Source organism: Nonomuraea sp. CA-218870, from assembly GCF_050936535.1.
Classification (GTDB): Bacteria; Actinomycetota; Actinomycetes; order Streptosporangiales; family Streptosporangiaceae; genus Nonomuraea; species Nonomuraea corallina.
On record NZ_JBNJMN010000001.1, the window covers coordinates 1,582,755 to 1,607,534 of the forward strand.

Consider the following 24,780-nt stretch of genomic DNA (forward strand, 5'->3'; position numbering starts at 1 on the left):
ACGCGGCGCGTCAACCAAGCGCCGGTCGGGAAAGATTGAGAAAATCGCTTGTTGTGACGGCGATACTCGACCAGCTGCGCACCGCCCCCCGGTCGGTGCTCGGCAAGCTCCCCGGGATCTCGAGTGACGACGACGAGTCGCGCCGGCCCCTGCCCGTGTCCGGCATGCTCGCCGCCGCCATCACGCTCGGCGCCGGGCTCGCCGTGCTCACCACGCTCACCCTCGTCGGCTGGATGGCCGCCCCGCGCGGCGCGCTCGGCCAGGGGCTGCCCGGCGTGTTCCGCACGGCCGCGCAGATCTGGCTGGCCGCCCACCACGCCGGCTTCGACATCCCCGGCGGCCGGGTCGGGCTGCTGCCCCTGGGCCTGATGGTGCTGCCCGCCATCCTGCTCTACAAGGCCGGACGGTGGATGGCCCGCGACGCCGACCTGCGGCTCAGGCTGCCCGCCCGGCTGCCGAAGAACAGCCCCAAGGACCAGGCCAACGCGCGGCGGCGGGCCCAGCTCGTGCTGGTCGTGCAGGCCGGCGTCTCGCTGGCGGCTCCGTACGCGATGCTGGCCGGCGGCATCGCGCTGGTCACCACCAACGACATCACCAAGCCGTCCATCGGCGAGGCGCTGGTCAGCCACTTCATCCTCGCGTTCCTGGCCGGCGTGCTCGCCACCGCGCGCACGATCGGGCCGTGGCGGGTGATGCCCCGGCTGCTGCCCGAGCGGGTGCGGGCGGTGACCGCCGGCACGGCCGTGGCCATCGCGATCATGCTCGTGGCCGGGCTGGCGCTGGTGCTGGTCGCCGTGGTGCTCAACTTCGACCAGGTGCGGGCGCTGTCCGACGTGCTCGCGCCGGGGTTCGTGGGCGGCGTGCTGCTCCTGCTGGTGCAGCTCCTCTACCTGTTCAACGCCGTCATCTGGGGGCTCGCCTACATCGCCGGGCCGGGGTTCTCGGTCGGCGCCGACACGCTGGTCGCGCCGACGGGCGTGCAGCTCGGCACGGTGCCGAGCCTGCCGATGCTGGGCGCGCTGCCCGACAGCGGCCCGGCGCCCGCCTGGCTGATGGCGGTGATCGCGCTGCCGTTCGCGGCGGGCGCGGTGGCGGGCGTCGTGGTGGCCAGGATCTCGCCCTCTCCCGCGTACGAGGCCGCGCCGCTCTGGGGGTTCCTCACCGGCGTCACGACCGGGCTGGCGGCGGCGGCGCTGGCCGCGCTGTCCGGCGGGCCGATCGGCGGCGGACGCCTGACGGTGGTGGGGCCGCCGGTGTGGGAGGTGGCCCTGTCGGTCGGGCTGGAGGTGGGGGTGGCCGCCGGCATCTCGGCCGGCGTCACCAACCTGCTGCTCCTCAGCCGCAGGGCCCGCGCGCCGCTCGACAAGGCGGCCGCGCCGGTGCGCAAGGCCGGGGCGGCGATCGCCAGGGCGGCCGGCAAGGTCGGACTGGCCGAGTCGGACACCCGGCCGCTGCCCGGCCACTGGATGGACGCCACCGAGGCCGACACCCAGCCGATCCCGGTCATCAGGGACGACTGGCAGGACGAGCACGCGACGGCCGCCGCCGAGACCCTGGCCCAGGCGCGCCCGCCTGCGCCGCTGGACCAGTCGCGGTCCAGCCGCAAGGACATCGTGGACGAGTCCGACGACAAGGGCGGCCACGTGATCTACGTGGACCCGTACGCCTGGGACCGCGACTAGGGCGCCGCGTCAGAGCGGCGAGGTCAAGGGCGGGCGCAGGCTCAGGGGCGGGCCGCGCCGAGCAGCTCCAGCACGTCGGGGGGCAGTTTCTTCTCCGCCGACTCCCTGAACTGCACGAAGCACTCACCCTGCGCGCGGACCGTGCCGGCGCCCTTCATGCACTCCTGGTAGGCCGAGTTCTCGTCCATCAGGTAGACCTGCATGGAGGTCGCCCCGGCCGAGAGCAGGAGCGCCGCCATCGCGACGGCGATGCCGCCCGACGCCACGCCTGTGGGTTTGCCCGCGCTCTTCAGCAGCGGGAGCGCGCGGATGCCGGCCACGAGCGCGAACACCGCCATGACCAACCCGGCCAGCGGCAGCATGAACGTCATGGCCAGCGCTGCGATGGACAACCAGATCGCTCGGCGGCCCGCGGACTCCGCGGGCTGCTGACCGGCCGGTGCTTGCACCGGTGTCGACACCTGACCTCCTCTGCGTCGCCGCGCGAGGGAACGGATACGCTTGCAGCCCCACCCCGCGATGTCCATTGGAGTGTGCGTGTCTAAGGCTGGGCGGCTCGTCGTCCTCGTCTCCGGCTCTGGAACAAACCTACAGGCCCTGCTGGACGCTTCCGCCGATCCTTCGTACGGGGCCCGCGTGGTGGCCGTCGGCGCCGACCGCGAGGGGATCGAAGGTTTGGCCAGGGCGTCACGCGCAGGCGTACCCATTTTCGTGCGAAATGTGCGTGATTATCCGTCTCGCGAAGATTGGGATGTGGCCATCGCCGCCGCCATCGCGGCCCACCAGCCCGACCTGGTGATCTCGGCGGGCTTCATGAAGATACTCGGCGCTCCGACGCTGGAGTCGTTCCCGGTGGTCAACACCCATCCCGCGCTGCTGCCGGCGTTCCCCGGCGCCCACGGCGTGCGTGACGCGCTGGCCTACGGGGTGACGGTGACGGGCTGCACCGTGATGCTGGCCGACGACGGCATCGACACCGGGCCGATCATCGCCCAGGAGCCCGTGCGCGTGCTGCCCGGCGACGACGAGGCCGGGCTGCACGAACGCATCAAGACCGTCGAGCGCCGCCTGCTCGTCGACACCGTCGGCCGGATGGTCCGCGAGGGCTGGACGGTCAGCGGACGGACCGTCCGCATCGGCAACCACATCGGAGGGGAAAACTCGTGACCCGCATCGCCATCCGGCGCGCCCTGATCGCCGTGTACGACAAGTCAGGGCTGGAAGAGCTGGCCAGGGGCCTGGACGGCGCGGGGGTGGAGATCGTGTCCACGGGCGGCACGGCCGCCGCCATCGCGTCGTACGGCATCCCGGTGACCAAGGTCGAGCAGCTCACCGGGTTCCCTGAGTGTCTCGACGGGCGGGTCAAGACGCTCCACCCGAGGGTCCACGCCGGGCTGCTGGCCGACCTCGGCAAGCCGAGCCACGTGGCGCAGCTGGAGGAGCTGGAGATCGACCCGTTCCAGCTCGTCGTGGTCAACCTCTACCCGTTCGAGCAGACGGTGGCCTCGGGGGCGTCGCCGGAGGAGTGCGTCGAGCAGATCGACATCGGCGGCCCCGCCATGATCCGCGGCGCGGCCAAGAACCACAGCACCTGCGCGGTCGTGGTCGACCCCGGCTTCTACGGCGAGGTGCTGGCGGCGCTGGAGCAGGGCGGGTTCAGCCAGGCCGAGCGCAAGCGGCTGGCGGGCATCGCCTACGCCCACACCGCCGCCTACGACGTGGCCGTGGCCTCCTGGTTCGGCAGCGCGTACGCGGCCGAGGGCGACTGGCCCGCCTTCATGGGCGCGACCTGGCGGCGCAAGGCCGAGCTGCGCTACGGCGAGAACCCGCACCAGGGTGCGGCTCTCTACACCGGCGGCGGCGACGGGCTGGCCAACGCCGAGCAGCTGCACGGCAAGGAGATGTCCTACAACAACTACCTCGACGCCGACGCCGCCTGGCGGGCCGCGTGGGACTTCGCCGAGCCGTGCGTGGCCATCATCAAGCACCAGAACCCGTGCGGCATCGCCGTCGGCGCCGACGTGGCCGAGGCCCATCGCAAGGCCCACGCCTGCGACCCGGTCTCCGCCTTCGGCGGGGTGATCGCCGTCAACGGGCCGGTCACGGCGGCCCTGGCGGGCCAGATCGCCGAGGTGTTCACCGAGGTCGTGATCGCGCCCGCGTTCGAGCCCGAGGCGCTGGAGATCCTCACCCGGAAGAAGAACCTGCGCCTGCTCGCCTGCCCGCGGGGCCCGGAGGGCGCGGCCGAGTTCCGCCGGATCGACGGCGGGCTGCTCGTCCAGCAGGTCGACCGGATCGACGCGCCCGGCGACGACCCGTCCGCCTGGGAGCTCAAGGCGGGTGAGCCGGCCTCCCCGGAGACGCTGGCCGACCTGGTGTTCGCCTGGCGAGCCGTCCGCTCGGTCAAGTCCAACGCGATCCTGCTGGCCGCCGACCGCGCCACCGTGGGCGTGGGCATGGGGCAGGTCAACCGGGTCGACTCCTGCCGTCTCGCGGTCACCCGCGCGGGCGAGCGGGCGGCGGGCTCGGTGGCGGCGTCCGACGCGTTCTTCCCGTTCCCCGACGGGCCGCAGGTGCTCATCGAGGGCGGCGTCAGGGCCATCGTCCAGCCGGGCGGCTCCGTACGCGACCAGGAGGTCATCGACGCGGTGGAGAAGGCGGGCATCACGCTTTACCTGACCGGCACGCGGCACTTCTTCCACTGATCGGCGACTCGGCGGCCCGGCCTCGGGCCGCCGAGTTTGTCGGAAAAGTGCATCAGCACGACTCTTGTCCGGTTAATCTGATGCGCGTCGCGTGTCCCATTCCCCCATGGAGTGCTCCATGACGCTGCTCGACGCATCCCTGCACGCCCTCCTGGCCGTGAATGGATTCGCCACCAGCCCCTTCCTGCTCATCGCGCTGGCCTTCATCGGCGCCTACCTCGGCGGCCGGGCCATGGAGCTCATCCCGTTCACGCGGAGGATCATCGAGCGACGCGAGGCTCAGCTCGCCGACCGCGAGTAGTCCCAGGCCAGCCTGGCCGCCCCGGCGAGACCCGCCCGCACCCCCAGCGTGGTCGGCCGCACCTCGACGGCCCTGACGAACCCCAGCCCGCCGATGTCGTCCAGCGCCGCCTCGAGCGGCCCGAACAGCACCGGCCCCGCCTGGGAGACGCCCCCGCCGATGACCGCCGTCGTCACCTCGACGGCGGCCGCCATGGAGGCGATCATCCCGGCCAGCGCCCTCGCGCCCCGCTCGAACGCGGCCACCGCCACCGGGTCACCGGCCGCGGCGTCCCGCGCCAGCGTCCGCGCATCCGCGGCCGGCCCGGCCGGGGTCACTCCATCGGGAGAGGGCGCGCCCCCGTCCGGAGAGGGCCCGTCCGGTCGCCTGCGGTTCGATGAGGCCAGGCCGGGGGTCCAGCCGTTCTCCAGGGCCCAGCGCGCCAGGTTCGGTCCGCTGGCATACCGCTCGACGCAGCCGCGACCGCCGCACTCGCAGCGCTCCCCGTACGGGTCCACGCTCATGTGGCCGACGTGCCCGGCGTTCCCGGTGGGGCCGAGCACCGGCGTGCCGTCGATCACGAGTCCGCCGCCGATCCCGGTCGACACCACGATGCCGAGCAGCGCCCGGCTGTGCTGACCCGCGCCGACCCAGTGCTCGCCCAGCGCCATGCACTGCGCGTCCCCGGCGAGCACGGTGGGCAGCCCGGTCAGCTCGCGCACCTCGTCCCGGAGCGGGAAGCCGCGCCAGCTCGGCATGTTCACCGGGCTCACGGTGCCGGCGGCCAGGTCCAGCGGCCCCGCGCACCCGATCCCGGCCGCCACCGGCTCCGGCCCGCCTCCGGTCACCTCCTCGATCAGGCCGCCCAACGCGGCCATGACCTGCTGCCGGGGTGTCGGCCGGGTGGCGGAGCGCAGGACGGACCCGCTCGCGTCCACGAGCGCGGCGGCGAGCTTGGTCCCGCCGATGTCGATGGCAAGTATGTGATTCATCAATGCTTGTGGTGGTTGTCGGGCTGGCGAGGATCGCCAGGATGCTCCAGTCCGGGCACGAGCCGCACCATCGCGGCCCGCCGCTCGTCGATCCACCGCGCGAACGCCAGCCGCCGCGCCGCCTCGGGCCGGGCGTCCCCGCGCGCGGGCGGCTCGGCCTCCGCGGGCTCGGCGATGGCGACGTGCCAGCCCAGGGCGTCCCGTACGGGGCCGACGAGCGTTCCCGGCGGCCCCTGGCGCAGGGCGTCGGCCAGGGCACGGGGGAGCGACTCCAGTGTCACCGCGCCCAGCGGTTCGAGGTCGTCAGGCCCCGCCCGCCCGGCGGTCTCCCCGTCGCCGAACAGGCGGTGCCGCACCAGGTGACGGGTCTCCCCACCCGGTCGTACGGGAGAATCTCGTACGGGAGAGGCCCGTACGGGAGAGGGACGCCAGGCCGACGGCGCCACGGCGGTCGCGGCCACGTGCCGGTACACCGCGCGCACCCACGGGCTGCCGTGGTAGGCGGCGGCGTTGATGGACCCGAGCTCCACGGCGGCGAGCCGGTCGAGCGGGGCGTCGTCCACCGGGCCCAGCCCGAGGCGGGCGGCCTCGGCCTCGCAGAGCCTTTCGGTCAGGATCACCTGGGTCAGCCAGCGGGCCAGCTGCCGGTCCTCGGCGCTGCCGGGCACGGGCAGCGCCGAGCGCAGCGGGCCCTCCCGCAGCATGGCGATCCGGCGGTCGAGTTCCGGCCGCCCCACGGGCCCGCCGCCGACGAACCCGATGACCTCCTCCGCGCGCGTCACCGGGTCACCTCCAGGCCGACGGTGGCGGCGTACTGGCAGCGGCCGAACCACATGACCTTGGGCAGCGCCCAGAAGCGCCCGTCCGGCGCGTCCGGCGGCACCTCCACAGGGAACGTCACGTCAAGCGTCCGTCCGGCGGGCACCGAGAAGCCCTGGATCACCGAGGGGAGCAGCTCCCACGTGCCCCAGGGGGCGGCCAGCTGGGCCTCGCCTCGGATCTCGCCGTTGGTGCCGTTCGCGAGCCGTACGGTGAGCGCGGCGCGGTCGCCGGGGCGCAGGGTGAGCGCGTCCGCGAGGGTGGTCACCGACAGGCCCGTGGGGCGGGCCTCGGCGGCGGTCGTGCCCCGGATGGCGTCGCCGGTGGCGGGCGCCGGGCCGGGCACGGGCAGTTCGGGGGCCTCGCCGAGCGCCACCGTGGCGACGTCCTCGATCACCTGCCCGCCGACGCCCGTCCGGACGGCGACGAAGTACAGACCCCGGCCGGGAGCGGGGGTGACGGTGACGGGGAACCGCACGTGGCCGCCCGGCTCGACGCGGAACGGCCGCCGTGACGGCAGCGCCGCCCACCCGTCGGGCGCCCGCACCTCCACGACGCCTTCGTGCGCCGTGTCGGTGAGGTGCGACGCCACGACGACCTCCACCTCGAACGGCCCGTCAGGGGTGACCAGCCCGGGGGTCACGGCGACGGACACCGGCAGGTAGCCGAGCGGGGCAGGACCCTTGTTGTGCAGCCAGTAGCGCGCGTAGACCGGCTGCGCGGCCTCTCGCACGGCTCCCAGCTCGGCCCCGCTCTCCATGGGCCGGGCCGGAACCAGGAAGGTGCCCACCTCGGCCCCGCCGAGCCGCACCCCGCCCGCGGCCGGTGCGGCGAGGGGGCGTTCGAGGAGGTCGGCGGGGGTCAGGGTGGCGGGGAGCAGAGGGGAGTGGACGGCGGCCGTGGCGCCGAGGCCGGTGGCCTCGACCAGGCGCAGGGTGACGGCCGAGTCGGCGTGGCGGGCGCGGCCGTGGGCGTGCGGGTTGCCGGCGGCCTTGAGCGTGCCCAGCAGCACCTCACGGGCCGGCTCGACGCGCAGCAGCGAGTGCGCCTGCGGTAGCGACCCGCCCGCCGGGTCCACCACGCGGGGGAGCGGCGGGGTGTTGAACTCCTGCCCGGCGGCCGGCAGCCGGTGCGCCCGCCAGTCGCCCGGCCCGCCGGTGAGCGCGTACGAGAACTCGTGCGTCCAGTGCTGGAGCTGGAACGCCGACCCGTCGGGCCCGGTGCGGCGCGGCGGGTCGAGCCAGACGCCGGAGGGCCAGCCCGTGCAGGACCGCATCAACGACAGGTGCAACGCCCCCGACGGGTCCACCGCGAAGCCCGGCAGCCCGTACGTGAGCAACGCCACCGTCCGGTCGTCCAGCCGCTCGGCCCCGGCCGGGCAGACCGCCGTGACGACAGCGTCCGCCAGATCCGCCACCAGCCCGCCGACCAACTCATCGAGCGACCCGGCGTCCGGCCCCGCGACGACGAGGGCGGGGAGTGAGCGCAGGTCGCGTAGGTCGGCGCTGGGCCGCCACACCTCGGTGAGCGGGCGCTCGGCGGGCACCCACACGCGCGGCGCCCCCGCCTCGACCGCCTCCAGGAAGGCCGGGTCACAGCGGGACAGCAGTTCGGCGGCGACCGGGTTGACGTCGGGCCCGCCGAGGACGATGCGCACGTCGGGCAGGTTCGAGTCCACGTCCAGCCACCCGTACCGGGTGCCGGAGGCGGTGGACGTGGTGGCGGTGACCCCCACGCGGGCCAGCGCCGCGACGAGCGCGCGGGCGCGCGGCGCGTCCGACGGCCCCGGCACCACGATCTCGGCCACGCCGATCGCCCGCGCCCCCGCCTCACCCAGGTCGACCCGGGCGGTGGACGACAGGCCGAACCAGGTGGCGGCCGGGTTGTCGAGCGTCCACGGGTGCTCGGCGGAGTCCGCGTCCGGCAGCGCGAACCCGCGCCCCACCACCGCCCCCGCCACGTCCGACACGGGCAGCGCGCCCTCGACGCGCGCCGGGAACCGGACCCGGAGCAGACGGTCGGCGCCGCTGTGGGAGAGCACGCGGGTGCTGAAGTCCACCCGGTCCGAACCGGTCAGGAGCGTGATGGTCTGTTCGTACGCGATCTCGCCGCAGCGCCCGGTGACGACGACGCGCTGCCCCACGGGGGAGGTCTCGGCGCGCGCGGAGGTCGCCGGGGCGTCGCCGGACCCGAGGGCGGGGCCGGTGGGCATGAGGTGCCACGGTCCTTCGCCCATGTCCGGATGCTGCGGGTACTCCTCGTACAGGCGCAGCTCGTTGCCCAGGCCGGTGAGCAGCTCGCGGCCGTCGGCCAGGTCGATGACGGAGGTCAGCGCGCCGCCCCTGGCGGGGTCGGCGACGACCCGCCACCGCTCGTTCTCGGCGGCCGTGCCGGGAAGGGGCCGCCACGGCTCGGCCGCGCCCTCGACGATCCGGTAGGCGCGCCAGCCAGTCGCGGGCACGTCGCGGGCCAGGAACGCCAGCGTGCCGTTCTCGGCCACCGCGGGGATCTCCGCGCCCGCCGGGTCCGTCACCCGCAGGCCGGGGCCGAGCCGCACGCGCACGAGGCCGTCGCGGGCGAACGGCAGCGTGTTCGTCACCACCACGCTGCGCCCGTCCACCGACACCTGGCTCATCAGCGCGTCCAGCGCCCGGTCGCGGGCGTCCGCCGCCAGGTCGTACGCCTCGCGCCAGCCGGTCAGCAGGTCGATGTAGACCTGGTCGGACTCGGAACCGGTGATCGCGTCGTGGTGGGCGCCGTAGGCGAGCTGCCGCCACACCTTGTCCAGCGCGGTGTGTGGGTAGCGGCCGAGTCCGAGCAGCGCGGCGAGCGTGGAGAGCCGCTCGGCGTCGAGCGCCGCGACCTCGGCGGCCCGCTGGGCCTGCTTGGTGTCGATGTACGAGACGTCCTTGCCGGTATAGATCGGATTCATGTCCCGTGATTGCGGGCTGAAGACCGACATCTCCGTACGGACGGCGTCGAGGAAGTCCCGCGGTGTCCCGCACACGAACCGCGGCCACACGTACCGCGCGTTCCACTCCCGGTGGATCTCGGTCACCCACTTGTTCGGCGGGGTGTAGTCGGTGCCGACGGGCAGCAGGATGTTCCGGGTGGCCGCGACGGGCTTGAGCGACCTGTACAGCTCGTACACCGCTGCCATGGCGTCCACGGCCGTCGGCGCGGAGTCCATCCACCAGCCGGCCGAGTAGTGCGCCGGCATGTAGTGCGTCAGCACCCCCAGCCCCGACGGCGCGATCCACTCGAACTCGCTGGGGAACTGCATCAGGGCGGCGTCGTCCCTGGCCACCCTGAAGTTCTTGCTGATCGGCCCCCACTGGTGGAACGGCCCGCGCGCCCAGGCGCTGCCGGTCAGCCCGGCCGCCGCCAGGTAGCCGGGGAACTGCGGGTCGTGCCCGAAGGCGTCGAGCTGCCAGGCGGTGCGCGGGTCGCCGCCGAGGATGTCGCGCTGGTAGCCGATGCCGTAGACGAGGTTCCTGATGGTGGTCTCGGCCCCGGTCAGGTTCGTGTTGGGCTCGTTGTACGTGCCGCCGACCAGTTCGGCCCGGCCCTCGGCGAGCAGGGCGCGCAGGTCGGCGCGGCGCTCGGGGTGGGTGTCGAGGAACGGCTTCAGATAGTCCACCTCGGCCAGCACGAACCGGTAGTCCGGGTCCCGCAGCGCCAGCTCGATGTGCGCCTCGACCAGGGCGAACGCGTTGCGTTCCCAGAGCGGCCTGGTGGTCGCGTCGGCCGACAGCAGCTCCCACGGGCTGGTGTACGCGGCCTGCGTGTTCCACCAGACCGGGTCGTAGTGGAAGTGGGAGACCATGAACACGGTCCACCCGGGCGACTCGGCCGTCACGGTCACGTCCAGCGTCTCGCCCTCCAGGGCGACGACGCACGGCACCACCGCGCCCGGTGGCGCCTCGGCGTCGAGCGGCACCTCCAGCGTGACCGGGCCGTCCCCCGCGGGCACGGTCGCGTGGCCGGAAAGGCCGTCGCCGCGCACCTCCAGCACCGCCTCGCGCGGGCCGCGCGTGACGGTGACCTTCAGCACCTGACGGGGACGGTAAGGGGACCCCACGAACAGGTCGGTCGGTTCGGCGGACAGCAGGCGAACAGACAAATCAACCCCTAACACCCGGAAGCGACGGCCACACTATGCCTTCGCGGGGGCGATGACAACGATGTCATGACCAGGAAAAGGCCACGGAAAGGCGCGGGGGAGCGGCATGGAAGGATTGGACGCATGAGCGCAGTGACACTCGACGGCAAGGCCACCGCGGCGAAGATCAAAGCAGACCTGACGACCCGCGTGGCCGCACTCAAGGAGCGCGGCGTCACCCCCGGGCTCGGCACGGTCCTCGTCGGCGACGACCCCGGCAGCCAGATCTACGTCGCAGGCAAGCACCGCGACTGCGCCGAGGTGGGCATCGCCTCCATCCGCGTCGACCTCCCGGCGACCGCGACCCAGGCCGACGTCGAGGCCGCCATCGACGAGCTCAACGCCTCGCCCGCGTGCACCGGCTACATCGTCCAGCTCCCGCTGCCGAAGCACCTCGACACCATGGCCCTGCTGGAGCGGATGGACCCGGCCAAGGACGCCGACGGCCTCCACCCGGTCAACCTCGGCCGCCTGGTCCACATGGTCGACGGCCCGCTGCCCTGCACCCCGCACGGCATCGTGCTGCTCCTCCAGGAGTACGGGGTCCCGATCAAGGGCGCCGAGGTGGCCGTGGTCGGGCGGGGCATCACCGTGGGCCGCTCGCTCGGCCTCCTGCTGACCCGGCGCAGCGAGAACGCCACCGTGACCCTCTGCCACACCGGCACCCAGGACCTGGCCGGCCACGTGCGCCGGGCCGACATCGTGGTGGCGGCGGCCGGCGTGCCGGGCCTGATCACCAAGGACATGGTCAAGCCGGGCGCCGCCGTGCTCGACGTCGGCGTCTCCCGCGTCGACGGCAAGATCGCCGGCGATGTGGCGGCGGACGTGGCCGAGGTGGCGGGCTTCCTCACCCCCAACCCCGGCGGCGTCGGCCCGATGACCCGCGCCCTCCTGCTGGCCAACGTGGTGGAGGCGGCCGAGCGGCTGCACGCCTAGGGGCTCGTACGAGGTCCGGGTTCGGGCAGCGGACGCTAGCTCGCCACCGCGAGGCGTGTTCGGCATACGTACACTTATGCACTGGCCGAACATTCCGGGGAGAGCCGCGCCTCTGCCCGCCGGTGTCAAGGGAACCCCATGGTCGAACACGTGCAGTCGCTGGCCCGCGGCCTGGCCGTGATCCGCGCCTTCAGCGCCACGGCCCCCGAGCTGACGCTGAGCGAGGTGGCTCGTAAGACGGGCCTCACCCGCGCCGCCGCCCGCCGTTTCCTGCTCACCCTCGCCGACCTCGGCTACGTGCGCAACGACGGGCGGCTGTTCGCCCTCACCCCGCGTGTCCTCGAACTGGGCTACGCCTACCTGTCCAGCCTGTCACTGCCCGAGGTCGCCGCCCCCCACCTGGAACGCCTGGCCGCCGAGGTGCACGAGTCCGCCTCCGTCGCGGTGCTGGACGGCGAGGACGTCGTGTACGTGGCCCGCGTCGCCACCGCCCGGATCATGCGCGTGTCGATCAGCATAGGCACCCGTTTCCCCGCCTACTGCACCTCCATGGGCCGTGTCCTGCTCGCCGGCCTCCCCCCGGCGGACCTCGACGTCTACCTGGAGCACGCAGACCTGCGCCGCCTGACCTCCCGCACCATCACCGTCCCGTCGGCGCTGCGCGACGAGCTGGACGGCATCCGCGAGCAGGGCTGGGCCATGGTCGACCAGGAGATGGAAGAGGGCCTCCGCTCGATCGCCGCCCCCGTTCGGGACCGTTCCGGGGCGGTAGTCGCGGCCGTCAACGTCTCCACCCACGCCAGCCGCACCACCCCCCAGCAGGCCAGACGCACACTCCTCCCGCCGTTGCTGGCCACGACCGCCAAGATCGAAGGCGACCTGTCCTCGCTCACCACCGCTCACCCGCCGACGAAAAGCAACGTATGAGCTGGCTCAGTCGAGGACGGCGGTCGCCTCGACCTCGACGAGCAGATCCGGTTCCCCCAGCGCCGCCACCCCCAGCAGCGTGATCGGCTTGACCGGGTCGACGCCCAGCTTCGCGGCAGCCCGGGCGACACCCTCTCCCAGCAGCGGCATCTTGTCGGGAGTCCAGTCGACGACGTAGACGGTCAGCTTCGCCACGTCGTCGAAGCTCCCGCCGATCTCGGCCAGGGCGGTGCCGATGTTGAGGTACGCCTGTTCGACCTGGGCCGCCAGGTCCCCCTCGCCGACCCTCCGCCCTTCGGCGTCGCGAGCCACCTGGCCCGCCATGAACACCAGCTTCGACCCTGTGGCGATCGACAGCTGACGGTAGACCTCGGGCTTGGGCAGCCCGTCGGGGTTGACCAGTGTTACGGCCATGTCCACTCCTCCGCGTCAAGGGCACGTGATCGGTGCCCCTCAAAACATAGCAAAGCTATGTATTGTGGTGCCATGGTCAGGACGAAGGACCCGGCGGTCCGCTCCCTGCTGATCGACCGGGCCGCGCACATGCTCGCCACCCGGCAGCCGGTGACGCTGCGCTCGCTGGTGGACGGCACCGGTGTCTCGACGATGGCCGTCTACACGTACTTCGGGAGCATGGACGGGCTGTGGCGGGCCACGCGGCAGGAGGGCTTCACCCGCCTGGCGGCCAGGCTCGCCGCGGTCACACTGTCCGAGGACCCGGTGCGTGATCTGGCCGCGCTGGGCGCCGCCTACCTGTCCAACGCGCTGGACAACCCGGATCTCTACCGGGTCATGTTCGACGCCGCGGCCGACCTGGAGGACCTCGGGGCCGCTGACCGGACGCTGCACTGCCTGGTCAGCGGCGTCGACCGGGCCAAGGCCGCCGGGCGCTTCCGTGAGGACGTCGACTCGCTGGAGCTGGCCACGCAGAGCTGGACCGTCGGCCACGGACTGGCCTCACTGGTCGCCGGGCCGCTGCCACGCCAGGCGCTCGCCCACGGTGTGCCGCTGCTCACCGCCCTGTTCACCAGCGCCGGCGACGATCCCGATCAGTGCCGCCGATCAGTCGAGGGCGGCTGGCACCCGTGACAGCGCGGTTCGCGGGACCCGGTGACGACGGTCACGTGCGTTGACGGTAGCGGTCGGTGGCCTGGCGGGTGGCGCGGATGGCCGCGTCCGCCTTGTCGTAGGTCCGCTGCGCCAGCCCCACGAAGATGCAGTCCACGATCAGCAGCTGGCTGATCCGGCTGGCCAGCGCGCCGGGGCGGAACGCCGTCTCCCGGCCTGCCGACACCAGCGTGTGGTGCGCGAGTTCGGCCAGGGACGAGCGGGGGTTGTTGGTGATGGCGATCAGCAGCGCCCCCGTGTCGGCGGCGGTCCGGGCCGGGACGAGGACGTCCGGGGTCTCGCCGCTGCAACTGATCGCCACCGCCACGTCGCCGGGCCGCAGCAGCGCGGCGCTGGTCAGCGCCAGGTGCGCGTCGCTGAACGGGTGGCTCGACAGGCCGATCCTGAGCAGCTTCTGCGACATGTCGGTGGCCACCAGGCCGGAGGCGGCGACGCCGTAGACGTCGACGCGGCGGGCGGCCACGATGGCGGTGACGACCTCGTCGAGCCGTTCGGGGTCGAGCTGGGCGGCGGTGTCGGCGAGGGCTTCCGACTCGGCGCGGGCGACCTTGGCGATCACGTCGGTGAGCGGGTCGTCCGGGGCGAGGTCGCCGGGGACGAGCCGCTCGGGCTCCTTGGCGACGGCGGCGGCCAGCGCGAAGCGCAGCTGCGAGTAGCCGGTGAAGCCGAGGGCTCTGGCGGTACGGACGACCGTCGCCTCGCTGGTGCCCGACACCGTGCTGAACTCGGTGATCGTGCTGCGCACGACGAGGCCGGGGTCGTCGAGGATGATGCGGGCGATGGCCTGGGCGGCCGGGGTGAGCGACGGCAGAACGGCGCGCACCGCGGCGACAGGGCTGGCGGGGCTGGCGGGGCTGGCGGGCTCGGGTGGGTCGCCGTTCACGAGACCAGCCATTCGGCCGCGGCCTGGGCGGAGACGCGGGAGACGCCGTGGGTGGCCAGATGCGCGGCGCCGGTGGGCTCGGCCGGGATGCCGGTGTCGATGACGATCACGTCGGGGCGCTCCCGTACGGCCTGGGCGAGGCGCTCGCGGACCCAGGAGTGGCGGGCGGCGTCGTGCACGACGAGGACGGCGGGGCCGGTGCCGAGGGGCGGCAGTGCGCCGCCGGGTTCGAGCGGCACGCGGCGGGTGCCGGGCAGCACGGCGGACAGGGCGGCGGTGACGCCGCTCGGGTTGTCCTGGTCGACGGCCTGGCTGTGGCGGGTGTTGACCTCGACCACGAGCGGCGGGCCGGTGAGCTTGCCGGCGCCGGTCACGGTGAGCGCGGCCCGCGCGGCTTCGAGGCCGGCGGGGTCGTCCGGTTCGGCGAGGGCCCGGTCGCGCAGTGCGGCCTGGCCGGCGTGCCAGGTGGAGACGGCGCGGACGCGGGCGGCGGCCTCGGCGAGGCGCTCCTCCGGGAGCCTGCCATCGCGCACGGCCCGGACGAGGGCGTCGCGCATCGCGTACAGGCCGTCCTCGGTGACGAGTCCCGCGCAGACGGCGTCGGCGCCTGCGGCGAGGGCGCGGACGGCGATCTCGCCGGGGTCGAACAGGGCGGCCACCGCCCGCATCTCGATGGCGTCGGTGACGAGCATGCCGTCGAAGCCGAGCTCGCCGCGCAGGAGGTCGGTGAGCACGGCGCGGCTGAGCGTCGCGGGCAGGTCCGGGTCGAGGGCGGGCACGAGCAGGTGTCCGCACATGACGGCTCGCACCCCGGCCTCGATCGCGGCGCGGAACGGCGGCAGGTCGCGCTCGGCGAGCAGGTCGCGGGAGGCGCGCACGGCCGGCAGCGCCAGGTGGGAGTCGGTGGTGGTGTCGCCGTGGCCGGGGAAGTGCTTGGCGCAGGCGGCGACGCCGGCGCCCTGGACGCCGGCCACGTAGCCGGCGGTGTGGCGGGCGACCAGGGCGGGGTCGGGGCCGAAGGAGCGGACGCCGATGACGGGGTTGGCCGGGTTGGCGTTGACGTCGGCGGTGGGCGCGTAGTTCAGCGTGACGCCGGCGCGGGCGAGCATGCGGCCGAGCTGGCGGCCGACGCGTTCGGTCAGCTTGACGTCGTCGACCACGCCGAGTGCCCGGTTGCCGGGCACCGAGCTGCCGGCCGCCACCTCGAAGCGGGTGATGGTGCCGCCTTCCTCGTCGACGGCGACGATCGCGTCCGGGCGCCGCTCGCGGATCCGCCGGGCGGCGAGGTCGAGCGGGTGGTTGCGCGCGAACAGCACGATGCCGCCCAACCCCTGGTCGAGCGCCCCGCGCATCCAGTCGGGGAGCGAGGCTCCCGCGTAACCCGGCTGGAGCACGGTCATGGCCAGCCTGGACAGGTCTACGGTCATGCGGCATTTTCCTTCACGGTTGTTGATCTGAAGGTAATTTTCTGTCATCGTCGCCCTCGACACAACCGCTTCCGGGAGGCCACCCCCCATGCCCAGCCGAAGGACTCTCCTGAAGGGCCTCGCCCTCGCCGCAGCCGCGACGACCATCCCCCTGCCCGCCTTCGCCTCGACCGAGTACGTTCCCCCGCTGCGCCAGATGCGTGGCATGTGGATCGCGTCCGTGGTGAACATCAACTGGCCCTCCAAGCAGGGGCTCACCGTCGAGCAGCAGAAGGCCGAGTACCTGGCCTGGCTCGACCTGGCCGAACAGCGCAAGCTCAACTCGGTGTTCGTGCAGATCAGGCCGACCGCCGACGCGTTCTGGCCGTCGTCGTACGAGCCGTGGTCCCACTGGATCACCGGCGTGCAGGGGCAGGACCCCGGCTACGACCCGCTCGGGTTCGCCGTCGAGGAGACCCACAAGCGCGGCCTGGCCTTCCACGCCTGGTTCAACCCGTACCGGGTGTCGATGCAGGCGGACCCGAACCAGCTGCACCCCGACCACCCCGGCCGCAGGAACCCCGACTGGATCGTCCCGTACGGCGGCAAGCTCTACTACAACCCCGGCATCCCGGAAGTGCGGACGTTCTGCCAGGACGCGATGCTCGACGCGCTCAAGCGGTACGACATCGACGGCCTGCACTTCGACGACTACTTCTACCCGGTCAACAGCACGGCCTTCGACGACGCCGAGGAGTTCGCCCAGTACGGCGCGGGCTTCCCCGACCTGGCCACCTGGCGCCGCCACAACGTCGACCTGATGGTCTCGGAGATGCAGCAGCGGGTCCGGGAGATCAAGCCGGACGTCGCCTGGGGCATCAGCCCGTCGGGCATCTGGCGCAACAAGGGCACCGACCCGCTCGGCTCCGAGACCAACGGCGGCCAGTCGTACGACAACCTGCACGCCGACACCCGGGGCTGGGTGAAGAAGGGCTGGCTCGACTACATCGCGCCGCAGCTCTACTGGTACATCGGGCAGCCGCCGGCCGACTACTCCAAGCTCGTGCCGTGGTGGTCGGACGTGGCCGACGGCACCGGCACGCTGCTGTGGATCGGGCAGGCCGCGTACAAGGCGGGCGACCCGGCGCAGGCGCCCGAGTGGCAGGACCCGAAGGAGCTGTCCGACCACCTCACGCTCAACCGCGACCACCCCCAGATCAGCGGCGACATCTGGTACAACGCCAACGACCTGCGCCAGGACCGGATCGCCTCGGTGAGCACGGCTGTCAACGACCACTACGTCCGGCCCGCGCTCGCGCCGGTGCTGCCGCGCCTGGCGGACGGGAAGGCGCCGTCGCGTCCCGTGCTCGCCTACGCGCTGCGCAAGCAGGGCGGGGTGGAGGTACGGGCGGTGGCGACCGGCAGGGACGAGCCGTTCCAGTACGCGATCTTCCGCTTCCCCCAGCCGGCGCGTGACTCGGCGTTCGAGGACGCCCGCCATCTGGTCGCGGTCGTCCCCGGCGACCGGCAGGTGCGCTGGCACGACCCCGAGGGCAAGCGCGGCGACCACTACTACGTGGTGGCGGTCGACCGGGTCAACCGGACCAGCAAGCCCAGCAACGGCTTCCGGGTGATCTGAGCGCATGCGGGTTCTCGGCCTGATCTCCGGCACGTCCCACGACGGCATCGACAGCGCCGTCGTGGACTGGACGCTCGACGGCGGCGTGCTCACCGGCGCGATCGCGCACGTCGGCGAGCGGCCGTACGCGCCGGGGCTGAGAGCCCGCATCCTGGCCGCGCTGCCGCCGAACCGGGTGGACCTGGGTGAGGTGTGCGCCCTGGACACGCTGATCGGCCAGGCGTTCGCCGGCGCCGCCGCCGAGGCGCCGCCGTGCGAGCTGATCTGCTCGCACGGCCAGACCCTGTTCCACTGGGTGGAGGACGGCCGGGTGCGCGGCACGCTGCAACTCGGCCAGCCGGCCTGGATCGCCGAGCGCACCGGGGCGCCGGTGGTGTCGGACGTACGGGCGCGCGACGTGGCCGCCGGCGGCCAGGGGGCGCCCCTGGTGTCCTATCTCGACCTGCTGCTCATGGCCGGGCTGCCCGCCGGGCGGGGCCGCGCCGGCGCGCTCAACCTGGGGGGCATCGCCAACCTGACCGTGCGCGAGCCCGCCCTGGCCTACGACACCGGGCCCGGCTGCGCCCTGATCGACGCCGCCGCGCCGCCGTACGACGAGGACGGCGCGCTGGCGGCGGCGGGCACGGTCGACGCCGGGCTGCTGGACCGGCTTCTGGCCGACCCTTACTACCGGCTGGATCCGCCGAAATCCACCGGCAAGGAACTGTTCACCCCCGACTACGTGCGGGCGGAGCTGCCCCTGCCGGATCTGGTGGCGACGCTGACGGCGCTCACCGCCGAGACCGTCGCGGCCGAGATCCGCCGCCACCGGCTCGACACCGTCATCGTGTCAGGCGGCGGCGCGCGCAACCCCACGCTGATGGGCATGCTGCGCGCGCGGGCGGCGCCGGCCGCGTTCGTGACCAGCGACGAACTCGGAGTGCCGGCCGACGGCAAGGAGGCGATCGCCTTCTCGCTCTTCGGCTGGCTCACCGCACACGGTCTGCCGGCCACCGTGCCCAGGTGCACGGGCGCGTCGGGCGCTCGGGTGCTGGGCACGATCACGCCGGGCTCCGGTCCGTTGGCGCTGCCGGAACCCCTCGCCGAAGCCCCGGTCGCGATCCGTCTGTCAGGAAGCCCTGCGGCCGGCCGTTGACGGCTCGGAGGCGGTCCCCGACCGCTGCGGGGGGACCACAGGGGTCGGACGCACCAGGCCGAGCGCGACGACCTCGTTGGCCAGCCGGGTGCGGCGGTTGGTGCCCTCGGGGATCCTGAACTTCTGGTAGAGCCGCAGCAGGTGCTGCTTGACCGCGGCCTCCGTCACGACCAGGTCGTCGGCGATCTCCCGCGCGGTGGCCGGAGCGACGAACGCCTCGTCGGACAGCGCCGGCCGGCAGAGCGAGGTCAGCACGTCGACCTCGCGCCTGGTCAGCTCGGGCGCCGCGGCCCTGCGCAGCTCCACTTCGGGGGCGAAGTCCTCACGGGGGACTCCTCCCACCCGGGCCCGCGCGGCCCCGAAGGAGACGACGTCGCCGTCGTCGAGCACCCTCCGGGCGATCGGCCTGCCGTTCACCCGTGTGCCGTTGCGGGACAGGCCCAGGTCAACGACGTACAGGTAAGGCCCTCGCCTGACGAACTCGGCATGGAGCCGAGAGACGCTGGGATCGGTGAGCCGGATGTCGACACCGCGGCCTCTTCCCACCGTCGTGATCTCGGGGCGCAACGGGATCACCTCGCCAGTGTCCTCGATGCGTATGAACGGCCCCTCCACGGCAGTTCCTCCCCAGGTAGCCCGCCGTAACTCTTACTACAGCTCCGGCTTACCCAAACGCGGGGATGCGGAATCTCCTTTGCCGAAAGCAGAATCGCTCGTGAAATTGGTCTGGACCTCTGCGGACGGTTTTGCCAGCTCACGGGTAGACTTCGTCGGAAGATAAGCGGAGGAAACACTCATGGCGGACAAGCCCACCAAAGGCCTGGCTGACGTCGTCGCCGCGACCACAGCGCTCAGCGACATCGACGGAAAAGCCGGTCGGCTGTTCTACCGGGGATACGACATCCACGACCTGGCCGGCCGCGCGACCTTCGAGGAGACCGCGTACCTGCTGCAACGAGGCAAGCTCCCCACTCGCGCCGATCTCCAGGAGTACGGCGACGAACTGGTGCGCGGCCGCGAGCTCGGCGCGCTCGTCTCGGCGAACATCTCCGAGATCGCCGAGAGGCAGAAACCGATGGAGGCGCTGCGCAGCTACGTGTCGCTGTCCGGCGCCGACGACACCGACAAGGACTCCAACAGCTCTGACGCGAACCTGCGCAAGGCTGCCCGCATGACCGCCCAGCAACCCCTGCTGGTGGCCCGCTACCACGCCGCCCGCTCTGGCGCGACCGCCCCGGACCCGGACCCCTCACTGAGCATCGCGGCGAACTTCCTGTTCCAGATCACCGGGCGCGCCCCCGAGCAGCGCGAGGTGGAGATCTTCGACACCTGCCTGGTGCTGCACGCCGACCACACGATGAACGCCTCCACGTTCGCCGCCCGCGTCTGCGCCGCTACCCTGTCGGACATGCACTCGGCCATCGTCGCGGCGATCGGCACGCTCAAGGGCCCGCTGCACGGCGGCGCGAACGAGCAGGTCATGAAGACCCTGGAGTCGATCGCGCCGACCGGCGTCGCCCAGGCGGTCCGTGACAAGCTCGCCGCCGGCGAGAAGATCATGGGCTTCGGCCACCGCGTCTACAAGACCGAGGACCCCCGCGCCACCCATCTGCGCCGCATGTCGCAGGAGCTGGCCGAGGCGGCCGGCGACGACACCTATTACCGGATGTCCAAGGAGATGGAAGAGGTCGTCTTCGAGGAGAAGGGCCTCTATCCGAACGTCGACTTCTACGCGGCGTCGGTTTACCACTACCTTGGCATCCCGACAGACCTGTTCACTCCCGTGTTCTCGATCAGCCGCATGTCGGGCTGGACGGCGCACGTGATCGAGCAGCACGCCGACAACCGCCTGATCCGTCCGGACAGCGAGTACATCGGCGAGACCGACCAGAAGTGGAAGCCGATCGACGAGCGATGAGCTTGAGCGACGACGTCGAACGCGAGGGCTGGGGGCCGTACCCGCTGATTCTGGCGGGTGCGGCCGTCGCCGTGGGATTGGTCTTCCTGATGGACCCGCGCTGGGGCGGCTTCGCCCTGGGCGGCGTGATCATGGTCGGTGCCGCGCTGCGCTTCTCCGGATTCGGCGGGCCGCTCGCGGTCCGCGGCCGGAGAGCGGACGCGATCATCCTGGGTCTGGGCGGGTTCATGCTGGTGCTGACTTCGCTGCTGCTCTACAACCAGGCGGCGAAGGCCCTGATCGAGTCCCTTTTCTCTCGCTGACGAGGCGTCCGATAGCCTCAACGCATTCATTCATGAAGGGGAACCGTTCGCATGCCCAAGATCAAGGTGGAGGGCCCCGTCGTCGAACTTGACGGCGACGAGATGACCCGGATCATCTGGCAGTTCATCAAGGACCAGCTGATCCTTCCCTACCTCGACATCGACCTGAAGTACTACGACCTCGGCATCGAGCACCGCGACGCCACCGACGACCAGGTCACCATCGACGCCGCGAACGCCATCAGGAAGTACGGCGTGGGCGTCAAGTGTGCCACCATCACCCCGGACGAGGCGCGCGTCGAGGAGTTCGGGCTGAAGCACATGTGGAAGTCCCCGAACGGGACGATCCGCAACATCCTCGGCGGCGTGATCTTCCGTGAGCCGATCATCATGTCCAACGTGCCGCGGCTCGTACCCGGCTGGACCAAGCCGATCGTGGTGGGCCGTCACGCCTTCGGCGACCAGTACCGCGCCACCGACCTGAAGGTGCCGGGCGAGGGCACGCTCACCTTGACCTTCACCCCGAAGGACGGCTCCGAGCCGATCGAGCTCGACGTGTACGACTTCCCCGGCGCGGGCGTCGCGATGGCCATGTACAACCTGGACGAGTCGATCCGCGACTTCGCCCGCGCGTCCATGCGCTACGGCCTGTCCCGCAACTACCCGGTCTACCTGTCGACCAAGAACACGATCATGAAGGCCTACGACGGGCGCTTCAAGGACATCTTCGCCGAGGTGTTCGAGGCCGAGTTCAAGGAGGACTTCGACAAGGCCGGCCTCACCTACGAGCACCGCCTGATCGACGACATGGTGGCCGCCGCGCTCAAGTGGGAGGGCGGCTACGTCTGGGCGTGCAAGAACTACGACGGCGACGTCCAGTCCGACACCGTGGCGCAGGGCTTCGGCTCGCTCGGCCTGATGACGTCCGTGCTCATGACCCCCGACGGCCGCACCGTCGAGGCCGAGGCGGCGCACGGCACCGTGACCCGCCACTACCGCCAGCACCAGCAGGGCAAGCCCACCTCCACCAACCCGATCGCCTCGATCTTCGCGTGGACCCGTGGCCTGGCCCACCGCGGCAAGCTGGACGACACCCCCGAGGTCACCGCGTTCGCCGACACGCTGGAGCGGGTCTGCGTCGAGACCGTCGAGGGCGGCCAGATGACCAAGGACCTGGCGCTGCTGGTCGGCGGCGACGCCGAGTGGCTGACGACCCAGGACTTCCTCGCCGCGCTGGACGAGAACCTGAAGAAGAAGATGGCCTGACCGCCGTCTCCCCACGCGCAAGGGCCGCCTCCGGGCGGCCCTTTCCGCTTCCTGGACGATCTCTTGGTGCGGCGGTGTTGATCAGCAGGGTAAGAGCCCTCCATAACAGTCGTGCGCATCTCGGGGGGTTCGAATGCGACTGCGTTTCGTCAGTGGCGTGGGTGTGGTCGCGGTCGCCGTGATCGTGTCCGGGTGCGGCTCCGAGCCGGTCACCCAGGCGAAGGACGCCAAGGCCGACTCCGCGGCCAAGCAGCAGCAGTCCACGGCCGCCAAGATGAAGGCGGCGGCCGCCGTCAAGGCCAACGAACTGGGCCAGGTCCCGGTTCTCATGTACCACCGCATCGTCGACAAGCCGCAGACCACCGACGACCGCACGCCCAAGCAGTTCCGCACCGAGCTCGAACGGCTGGCCAAAGAGGACTACGTGCCGATCACGGCGGCCGAGTTCGTCACCGGGAAGATCGACATCCCGGCCGGCAAGCACCCGGTGGTGCTCACCTTCGACGACTCCTCGCCCTCCCAGCTCACGCTGGACGAGATGGGCACGCCCAAGGCGAACACCGCTGTCGCCATCATGCGCGAGGTGGCCGCCAGGTACTCCGGCTTCCGGCCGGTCGGGACCTTCTACATCACCCGCGACATGTTCGGCAAGCACGTGCGGGAGGAGCAGGCGCAGACCCTGCTGTGGCTCAAGTCGAACGGCTTCGACCTGGGCAACCACACCCGCGACCACCACAACCTGCGCACCCGCACGCACGCGCAGGTCGAGGAGCAGATCGGCTCGATCGGCAAGCAGATCAACGAGCTGGCCGCGGTCAAGCCGGTGACGATCGCTCTTCCGTACGGGGTGCAGCCGCGCAAGAAGGAGTGGGCGGCGCGTGGCAAGGCGTACCACCACCAGGGCGTCTTCCTGGCCGGGTACACCCCGTCGGCGTCCCCGTTCAGCAAGTCGTACGACCCGCTGGGCATCCCGCGCATCAGGGCGATGGACAAGAAGGGCGACTGCGCGCAGTTCTGCTCGACGGCCTGGCTCGACTGGCTCAAGGCCAACCCGGACATGCGCTACACCTCGGACGGTGACCCGTCGACGATCGCGTACCCGAAGTTCAAGAACCCGTTCCTGCGCGCCTCGTACAAGGCGAAGGCGCTGGCCTACTAGCGGGCGGAGCCGATCAGGACCGAGAGCTCCGCCGGGCGTTCTCGGCCTCCCAGCGGACGAGCTCGGCGGCTCGCCGGCCGTCCGGCCGGCGACCCGCCCGCCCTCAGGCAGCCGGCGCACGGTGCCGCGCTCGACGTCGACCAGCGCTGGGCGCTCCGCTTGAGCACGCCGGAAGAGCAGGTGCCGGCCGTCGGGGGAGAGCAGCAGGTCCGCGCCGGGCCCGAGGCCCTCGGCGGGCAGTTTCGTGACCGTGCCGGTCCTCAGGTGCCTGGCGACGAGCCGACCGGGGCGGGTGGGGTCGAAGGGCGCCCGGCTGCGCACCCGGCCGCCGAGGTCCAGGGTGAGCAGCTCGGGCGCGCCGGGCAGGGCGCGGTGCCCGGTGGTGCCGATCACGCCGTACGGGCCGAGGCCGAGCACCCGCCTGACCCCCGGCAGCGCGGGTGGTTCACGGTCAGGATGACGGCGAGCGTGAACACCACCCAGCCATGCTCGGCGAGATCCACCTCCGCCTGGAACGAACGCAGCACGGAGGCGGGCGCGATCGCGCCGGACGCCATGGCGGCGAACACCCACAGCGCGCTCGTCCGGGCCGGCGCCAGCCGCACGCGGAGCGGAGGGCCGGCCGCCTCGACGGGCGGCGAGCGTCTCGGCCGCTGCCATTCCGCAGAACCATCCGATCATCGGCCAGATAGGGCTGATGGCGAACGATTCCCCGTCGGCCCGCGCGACCATGACGGCGAGCCCGGCGACCGTTCCGATACGCATGGAACTCGTCGTGACATGCAGATAACGGAGAATGGCCGAGCCGTTGTCCGGAGTGACCTCTACCTGGTAAAAGCGGGAGAACCGGTGCATACTGCTGCGCGGCACGGCCTCGGATTGGGTCCGGTACACGAAAGGAACCGCGACCGCGAGGAATGCCAGAAAAAGAATCAATGTCACGAAATGTCCCTCGTCCCCGGGAGAAAGTAACAGAATGCTGGTCAAAGGGGCAGGGGCGTGGAGTGATACCCGATAACGTGTGGGAACGGCTGGACCACGGCGCCGGAATGGCGACCCCGAGCGAGCTCCGGCGGATGCGCGGCGCCCTCGTGGCCGTGGTGCTGCTCGTGCTTGGCGCGTCGGCGAGCGGGCTCGCCGTCCCCCGGCTGGCGGTCGACGGGGGCAGCCCCGATGTCCTGACCTTCGGTGACGACGCCGGCCGGGTACGGAACACGGTCGTGCGGCTTCGGCACAGGATCGTCGACGACGGTTGGTTCCCCGTCACCGTCTCGGGCGTGGGCCTGCGCGCGGACGGGGTCCGGCTCACCGAGGTCCGTGAGGACGGCGGTCGCGCCTTCGCCTGACGATCCGCCCCCGCGGGCTGATCGAGGTACGGCTCTTCCTGGAGATCGTCGACTGTGAGCGCGCCCTGGCCGCGGCGCCCGAGCTGTCACTGCGG

At 72.3% G+C, this 24,780-nt stretch carries 23 protein-coding genes; 14 read left to right on the forward strand and 9 right to left on the reverse strand.

Annotated elements, in window-relative coordinates:
- The first annotated feature begins 53 nt into the window (after positions 1 to 53).
- On the forward strand, positions 54 to 1,682 hold the full coding sequence (locus ACQEUU_RS08000; protein ID WP_433062308.1) for a cell division protein PerM: 1,629 nt from the start codon (positions 54 to 56) through the stop codon (positions 1,680 to 1,682).
- A 41-nt stretch (positions 1,683 to 1,723) separates the two neighbouring features.
- Here the strand turns inward: ACQEUU_RS08000 and ACQEUU_RS08005 are convergent, their stop codons facing one another.
- Positions 1,724 to 2,143: a hypothetical protein gene (locus ACQEUU_RS08005; RefSeq protein ID WP_433062311.1), complete on the reverse strand. Its 420-nt coding sequence runs from the start codon at positions 2,141 to 2,143 to the stop codon at positions 1,724 to 1,726.
- 58 nt (positions 2,144 to 2,201) lie between these two features.
- Here ACQEUU_RS08005 and purN point away from each other — a divergent pair, with 58 nt between their 5' ends.
- The 3 genes from purN (at position 2,202) to ACQEUU_RS08020 (ending at position 4,688) form a co-directional block, all read left to right on the forward strand.
- A complete protein-coding gene (purN, locus tag ACQEUU_RS08010; protein ID WP_433071777.1) occupies positions 2,202 to 2,849 on the forward strand; it encodes a phosphoribosylglycinamide formyltransferase in 648 nt (215 codons plus the stop codon).
- The gene (purH, locus tag ACQEUU_RS08015) at positions 2,846 to 4,387 is read left to right on the forward strand and encodes a bifunctional phosphoribosylaminoimidazolecarboxamide formyltransferase/IMP cyclohydrolase (RefSeq protein ID WP_433062314.1); all 1,542 of its coding nucleotides are present in this window, start codon (positions 2,846 to 2,848) and stop codon (positions 4,385 to 4,387) included. Before purN ends, purH begins: the two co-directional genes overlap by 4 nt.
- Positions 4,388 to 4,505: 118 nt before the next feature.
- Complete coding sequence (locus ACQEUU_RS08020) at positions 4,506 to 4,688, forward strand: hypothetical protein (RefSeq protein ID WP_270156871.1); 183 nt, start codon at positions 4,506 to 4,508, stop codon at positions 4,686 to 4,688.
- Here ACQEUU_RS08020 and ACQEUU_RS08025 read toward each other — a convergent pair.
- The 3 genes from ACQEUU_RS08025 to ACQEUU_RS08035 are packed head-to-tail and all read right to left on the reverse strand — an operon-like array spanning position 4,667 to position 10,601.
- Positions 4,667 to 5,659 (reverse strand): ROK family protein, encoded by a 993-nt coding sequence (locus ACQEUU_RS08025; protein ID WP_433062316.1) that lies wholly within the window; start codon positions 5,657 to 5,659, stop codon positions 4,667 to 4,669. The two genes, ACQEUU_RS08020 and ACQEUU_RS08025, sit on opposite strands and share 22 nt — an antisense overlap.
- Entirely contained in the window at positions 5,659 to 6,441 is a 783-nt protein-coding gene (locus ACQEUU_RS08030) for a DUF7158 domain-containing protein (RefSeq protein WP_433062319.1), read from the reverse strand. The genes ACQEUU_RS08025 and ACQEUU_RS08030 overlap by 1 nt, the downstream gene beginning before the upstream one ends.
- Positions 6,438 to 10,601 (reverse strand): NEW3 domain-containing protein, encoded by a 4,164-nt coding sequence (locus ACQEUU_RS08035; protein WP_433062321.1) that lies wholly within the window; start codon positions 10,599 to 10,601, stop codon positions 6,438 to 6,440. The genes ACQEUU_RS08030 and ACQEUU_RS08035 overlap by 4 nt, the downstream gene beginning before the upstream one ends.
- A 123-nt stretch (positions 10,602 to 10,724) precedes the next feature.
- Between ACQEUU_RS08035 and ACQEUU_RS08040 the strand changes: the two genes are divergently transcribed.
- Together ACQEUU_RS08040 and ACQEUU_RS08045 are read left to right on the forward strand one after the other, a co-directional pair.
- Entirely contained in the window at positions 10,725 to 11,576 is an 852-nt protein-coding gene (locus ACQEUU_RS08040) for a bifunctional methylenetetrahydrofolate dehydrogenase/methenyltetrahydrofolate cyclohydrolase (RefSeq protein ID WP_433062323.1), read from the forward strand.
- Positions 11,577 to 11,714: 138 nt separating this feature from the next.
- Complete coding sequence (locus ACQEUU_RS08045; protein WP_433062325.1) at positions 11,715 to 12,503, forward strand: IclR family transcriptional regulator; 789 nt, start codon at positions 11,715 to 11,717, stop codon at positions 12,501 to 12,503.
- 6 nt (positions 12,504 to 12,509) lie between these two features.
- Here ACQEUU_RS08045 and ACQEUU_RS08050 read toward each other — a convergent pair whose 3' ends face one another.
- Complete coding sequence (locus ACQEUU_RS08050; protein ID WP_433062328.1) at positions 12,510 to 12,917, reverse strand: RidA family protein; 408 nt, start codon at positions 12,915 to 12,917, stop codon at positions 12,510 to 12,512.
- 72 nt (positions 12,918 to 12,989) lie between these two features.
- Between ACQEUU_RS08050 and ACQEUU_RS08055 the strand changes: the two genes are divergently transcribed.
- Complete coding sequence (locus tag ACQEUU_RS08055) at positions 12,990 to 13,592, forward strand: TetR/AcrR family transcriptional regulator (protein WP_433062331.1); 603 nt, start codon at positions 12,990 to 12,992, stop codon at positions 13,590 to 13,592.
- Positions 13,593 to 13,623: 31 nt separating this feature from the next.
- Here ACQEUU_RS08055 and ACQEUU_RS08060 read toward each other — a convergent pair whose 3' ends face one another.
- Together ACQEUU_RS08060 and ACQEUU_RS08065 are read right to left on the reverse strand one after the other, a co-directional pair.
- Positions 13,624 to 14,514, reverse strand: coding sequence for a MurR/RpiR family transcriptional regulator (locus ACQEUU_RS08060; RefSeq protein WP_433062334.1), 891 nt, complete (start codon positions 14,512 to 14,514; stop codon positions 13,624 to 13,626).
- A complete protein-coding gene (locus ACQEUU_RS08065) occupies positions 14,511 to 15,941 on the reverse strand; it encodes a glycoside hydrolase family 3 protein (RefSeq protein ID WP_433062337.1) in 1,431 nt (476 codons plus the stop codon). The genes ACQEUU_RS08060 and ACQEUU_RS08065 overlap by 4 nt, the downstream gene beginning before the upstream one ends.
- A gap of 88 nt (positions 15,942 to 16,029) precedes the next feature.
- Here ACQEUU_RS08065 and ACQEUU_RS08070 point away from each other — a divergent pair, with 88 nt between their 5' ends.
- Together ACQEUU_RS08070 and ACQEUU_RS08075 are read left to right on the forward strand one after the other, a co-directional pair.
- Positions 16,030 to 17,559, forward strand: a complete 1,530-nt coding sequence (locus ACQEUU_RS08070) for a glycoside hydrolase family 10 protein (protein WP_433062340.1) — start codon at positions 16,030 to 16,032, stop codon at positions 17,557 to 17,559.
- A gap of 4 nt (positions 17,560 to 17,563) precedes the next feature.
- Positions 17,564 to 18,694: an anhydro-N-acetylmuramic acid kinase gene (locus ACQEUU_RS08075; RefSeq protein WP_433062342.1), complete on the forward strand. Its 1,131-nt coding sequence runs from the start codon at positions 17,564 to 17,566 to the stop codon at positions 18,692 to 18,694.
- Here the strand turns inward: ACQEUU_RS08075 and ACQEUU_RS08080 are convergent.
- Positions 18,668 to 19,309 carry an FHA domain-containing protein gene (locus tag ACQEUU_RS08080; protein WP_433062345.1) on the reverse strand — a complete coding sequence of 214 codons (642 nt, stop codon included), beginning with the start codon at positions 19,307 to 19,309 and terminating at the stop codon, positions 18,668 to 18,670. The two genes, ACQEUU_RS08075 and ACQEUU_RS08080, sit on opposite strands and share 27 nt — an antisense overlap.
- Before the next feature lie 181 nt (positions 19,310 to 19,490).
- Between ACQEUU_RS08080 and ACQEUU_RS08085 the strand changes: the two genes are divergently transcribed.
- From ACQEUU_RS08085 to ACQEUU_RS08100, 4 genes are all read left to right on the forward strand, one after another.
- Complete coding sequence (locus ACQEUU_RS08085) at positions 19,491 to 20,612, forward strand: citrate/2-methylcitrate synthase (protein WP_433062348.1); 1,122 nt, start codon at positions 19,491 to 19,493, stop codon at positions 20,610 to 20,612.
- 2 nt (positions 20,613 to 20,614) lie between these two features.
- Positions 20,615 to 20,914 carry a DUF3017 domain-containing protein gene (locus tag ACQEUU_RS08090; RefSeq protein WP_433062351.1) on the forward strand — a complete coding sequence of 100 codons (300 nt, stop codon included), beginning with the start codon at positions 20,615 to 20,617 and terminating at the stop codon, positions 20,912 to 20,914.
- Between the two features lie 51 nt (positions 20,915 to 20,965).
- Entirely contained in the window at positions 20,966 to 22,180 is a 1,215-nt protein-coding gene (locus ACQEUU_RS08095; protein WP_433062353.1) for an NADP-dependent isocitrate dehydrogenase, read from the forward strand.
- 157 nt (positions 22,181 to 22,337) lie between these two features.
- Positions 22,338 to 23,339, forward strand: a complete 1,002-nt coding sequence (locus ACQEUU_RS08100; protein WP_433062355.1) for a polysaccharide deacetylase family protein — start codon at positions 22,338 to 22,340, stop codon at positions 23,337 to 23,339.
- A gap of 389 nt (positions 23,340 to 23,728) precedes the next feature.
- Here the strand turns inward: ACQEUU_RS08100 and ACQEUU_RS08105 are convergent, their stop codons facing one another.
- Complete coding sequence (locus ACQEUU_RS08105; RefSeq protein WP_433062358.1) at positions 23,729 to 23,944, reverse strand: hypothetical protein; 216 nt, start codon at positions 23,942 to 23,944, stop codon at positions 23,729 to 23,731.
- 414 nt (positions 23,945 to 24,358) lie between these two features.
- Between ACQEUU_RS08105 and ACQEUU_RS08110 the strand changes: the two genes are divergently transcribed.
- On the forward strand, positions 24,359 to 24,685 hold the full coding sequence (locus tag ACQEUU_RS08110; protein WP_433062361.1) for a hypothetical protein: 327 nt from the start codon (positions 24,359 to 24,361) through the stop codon (positions 24,683 to 24,685).
- The last annotated feature ends 95 nt before the right edge of the window (positions 24,686 to 24,780 follow it).

Bases quoted from the DNA above. Each gene is read 5' to 3' on its own strand.
- ACQEUU_RS08075 (WP_433062342.1), top strand. From the start codon at position 17,564: ATGCGGGTTCTCGGCCTGATCTCCGGCACGTCCCACGACGGCATCGAC.
- ACQEUU_RS08045 (WP_433062325.1), top strand. From the start codon at position 11,715: ATGGTCGAACACGTGCAGTCGCTGGCCCGCGGCCTGGCCGTGATCCGC.
- ACQEUU_RS08065 (WP_433062337.1), bottom strand. From the start codon at position 15,941: ATGACCGTAGACCTGTCCAGGCTGGCCATGACCGTGCTCCAGCCGGGT.
- ACQEUU_RS08020 (WP_270156871.1), top strand. From the start codon at position 4,506: ATGACGCTGCTCGACGCATCCCTGCACGCCCTCCTGGCCGTGAATGGA.
- ACQEUU_RS08055 (WP_433062331.1), top strand. From the start codon at position 12,990: ATGGTCAGGACGAAGGACCCGGCGGTCCGCTCCCTGCTGATCGACCGG.
- ACQEUU_RS08025 (WP_433062316.1), bottom strand. From the start codon at position 5,659: ATGAATCACATACTTGCCATCGACATCGGCGGGACCAAGCTCGCCGCC.
- ACQEUU_RS08095 (WP_433062353.1), top strand. From the start codon at position 20,966: ATGCCCAAGATCAAGGTGGAGGGCCCCGTCGTCGAACTTGACGGCGAC.
- purN (WP_433071777.1), top strand. From the start codon at position 2,202: ATGTCCATTGGAGTGTGCGTGTCTAAGGCTGGGCGGCTCGTCGTCCTC.
- ACQEUU_RS08085 (WP_433062348.1), top strand. From the start codon at position 19,491: ATGGCGGACAAGCCCACCAAAGGCCTGGCTGACGTCGTCGCCGCGACC.
- ACQEUU_RS08040 (WP_433062323.1), top strand. From the start codon at position 10,725: ATGAGCGCAGTGACACTCGACGGCAAGGCCACCGCGGCGAAGATCAAA.
- ACQEUU_RS08050 (WP_433062328.1), bottom strand. From the start codon at position 12,917: ATGGCCGTAACACTGGTCAACCCCGACGGGCTGCCCAAGCCCGAGGTC.
- ACQEUU_RS08070 (WP_433062340.1), top strand. From the start codon at position 16,030: ATGCCCAGCCGAAGGACTCTCCTGAAGGGCCTCGCCCTCGCCGCAGCC.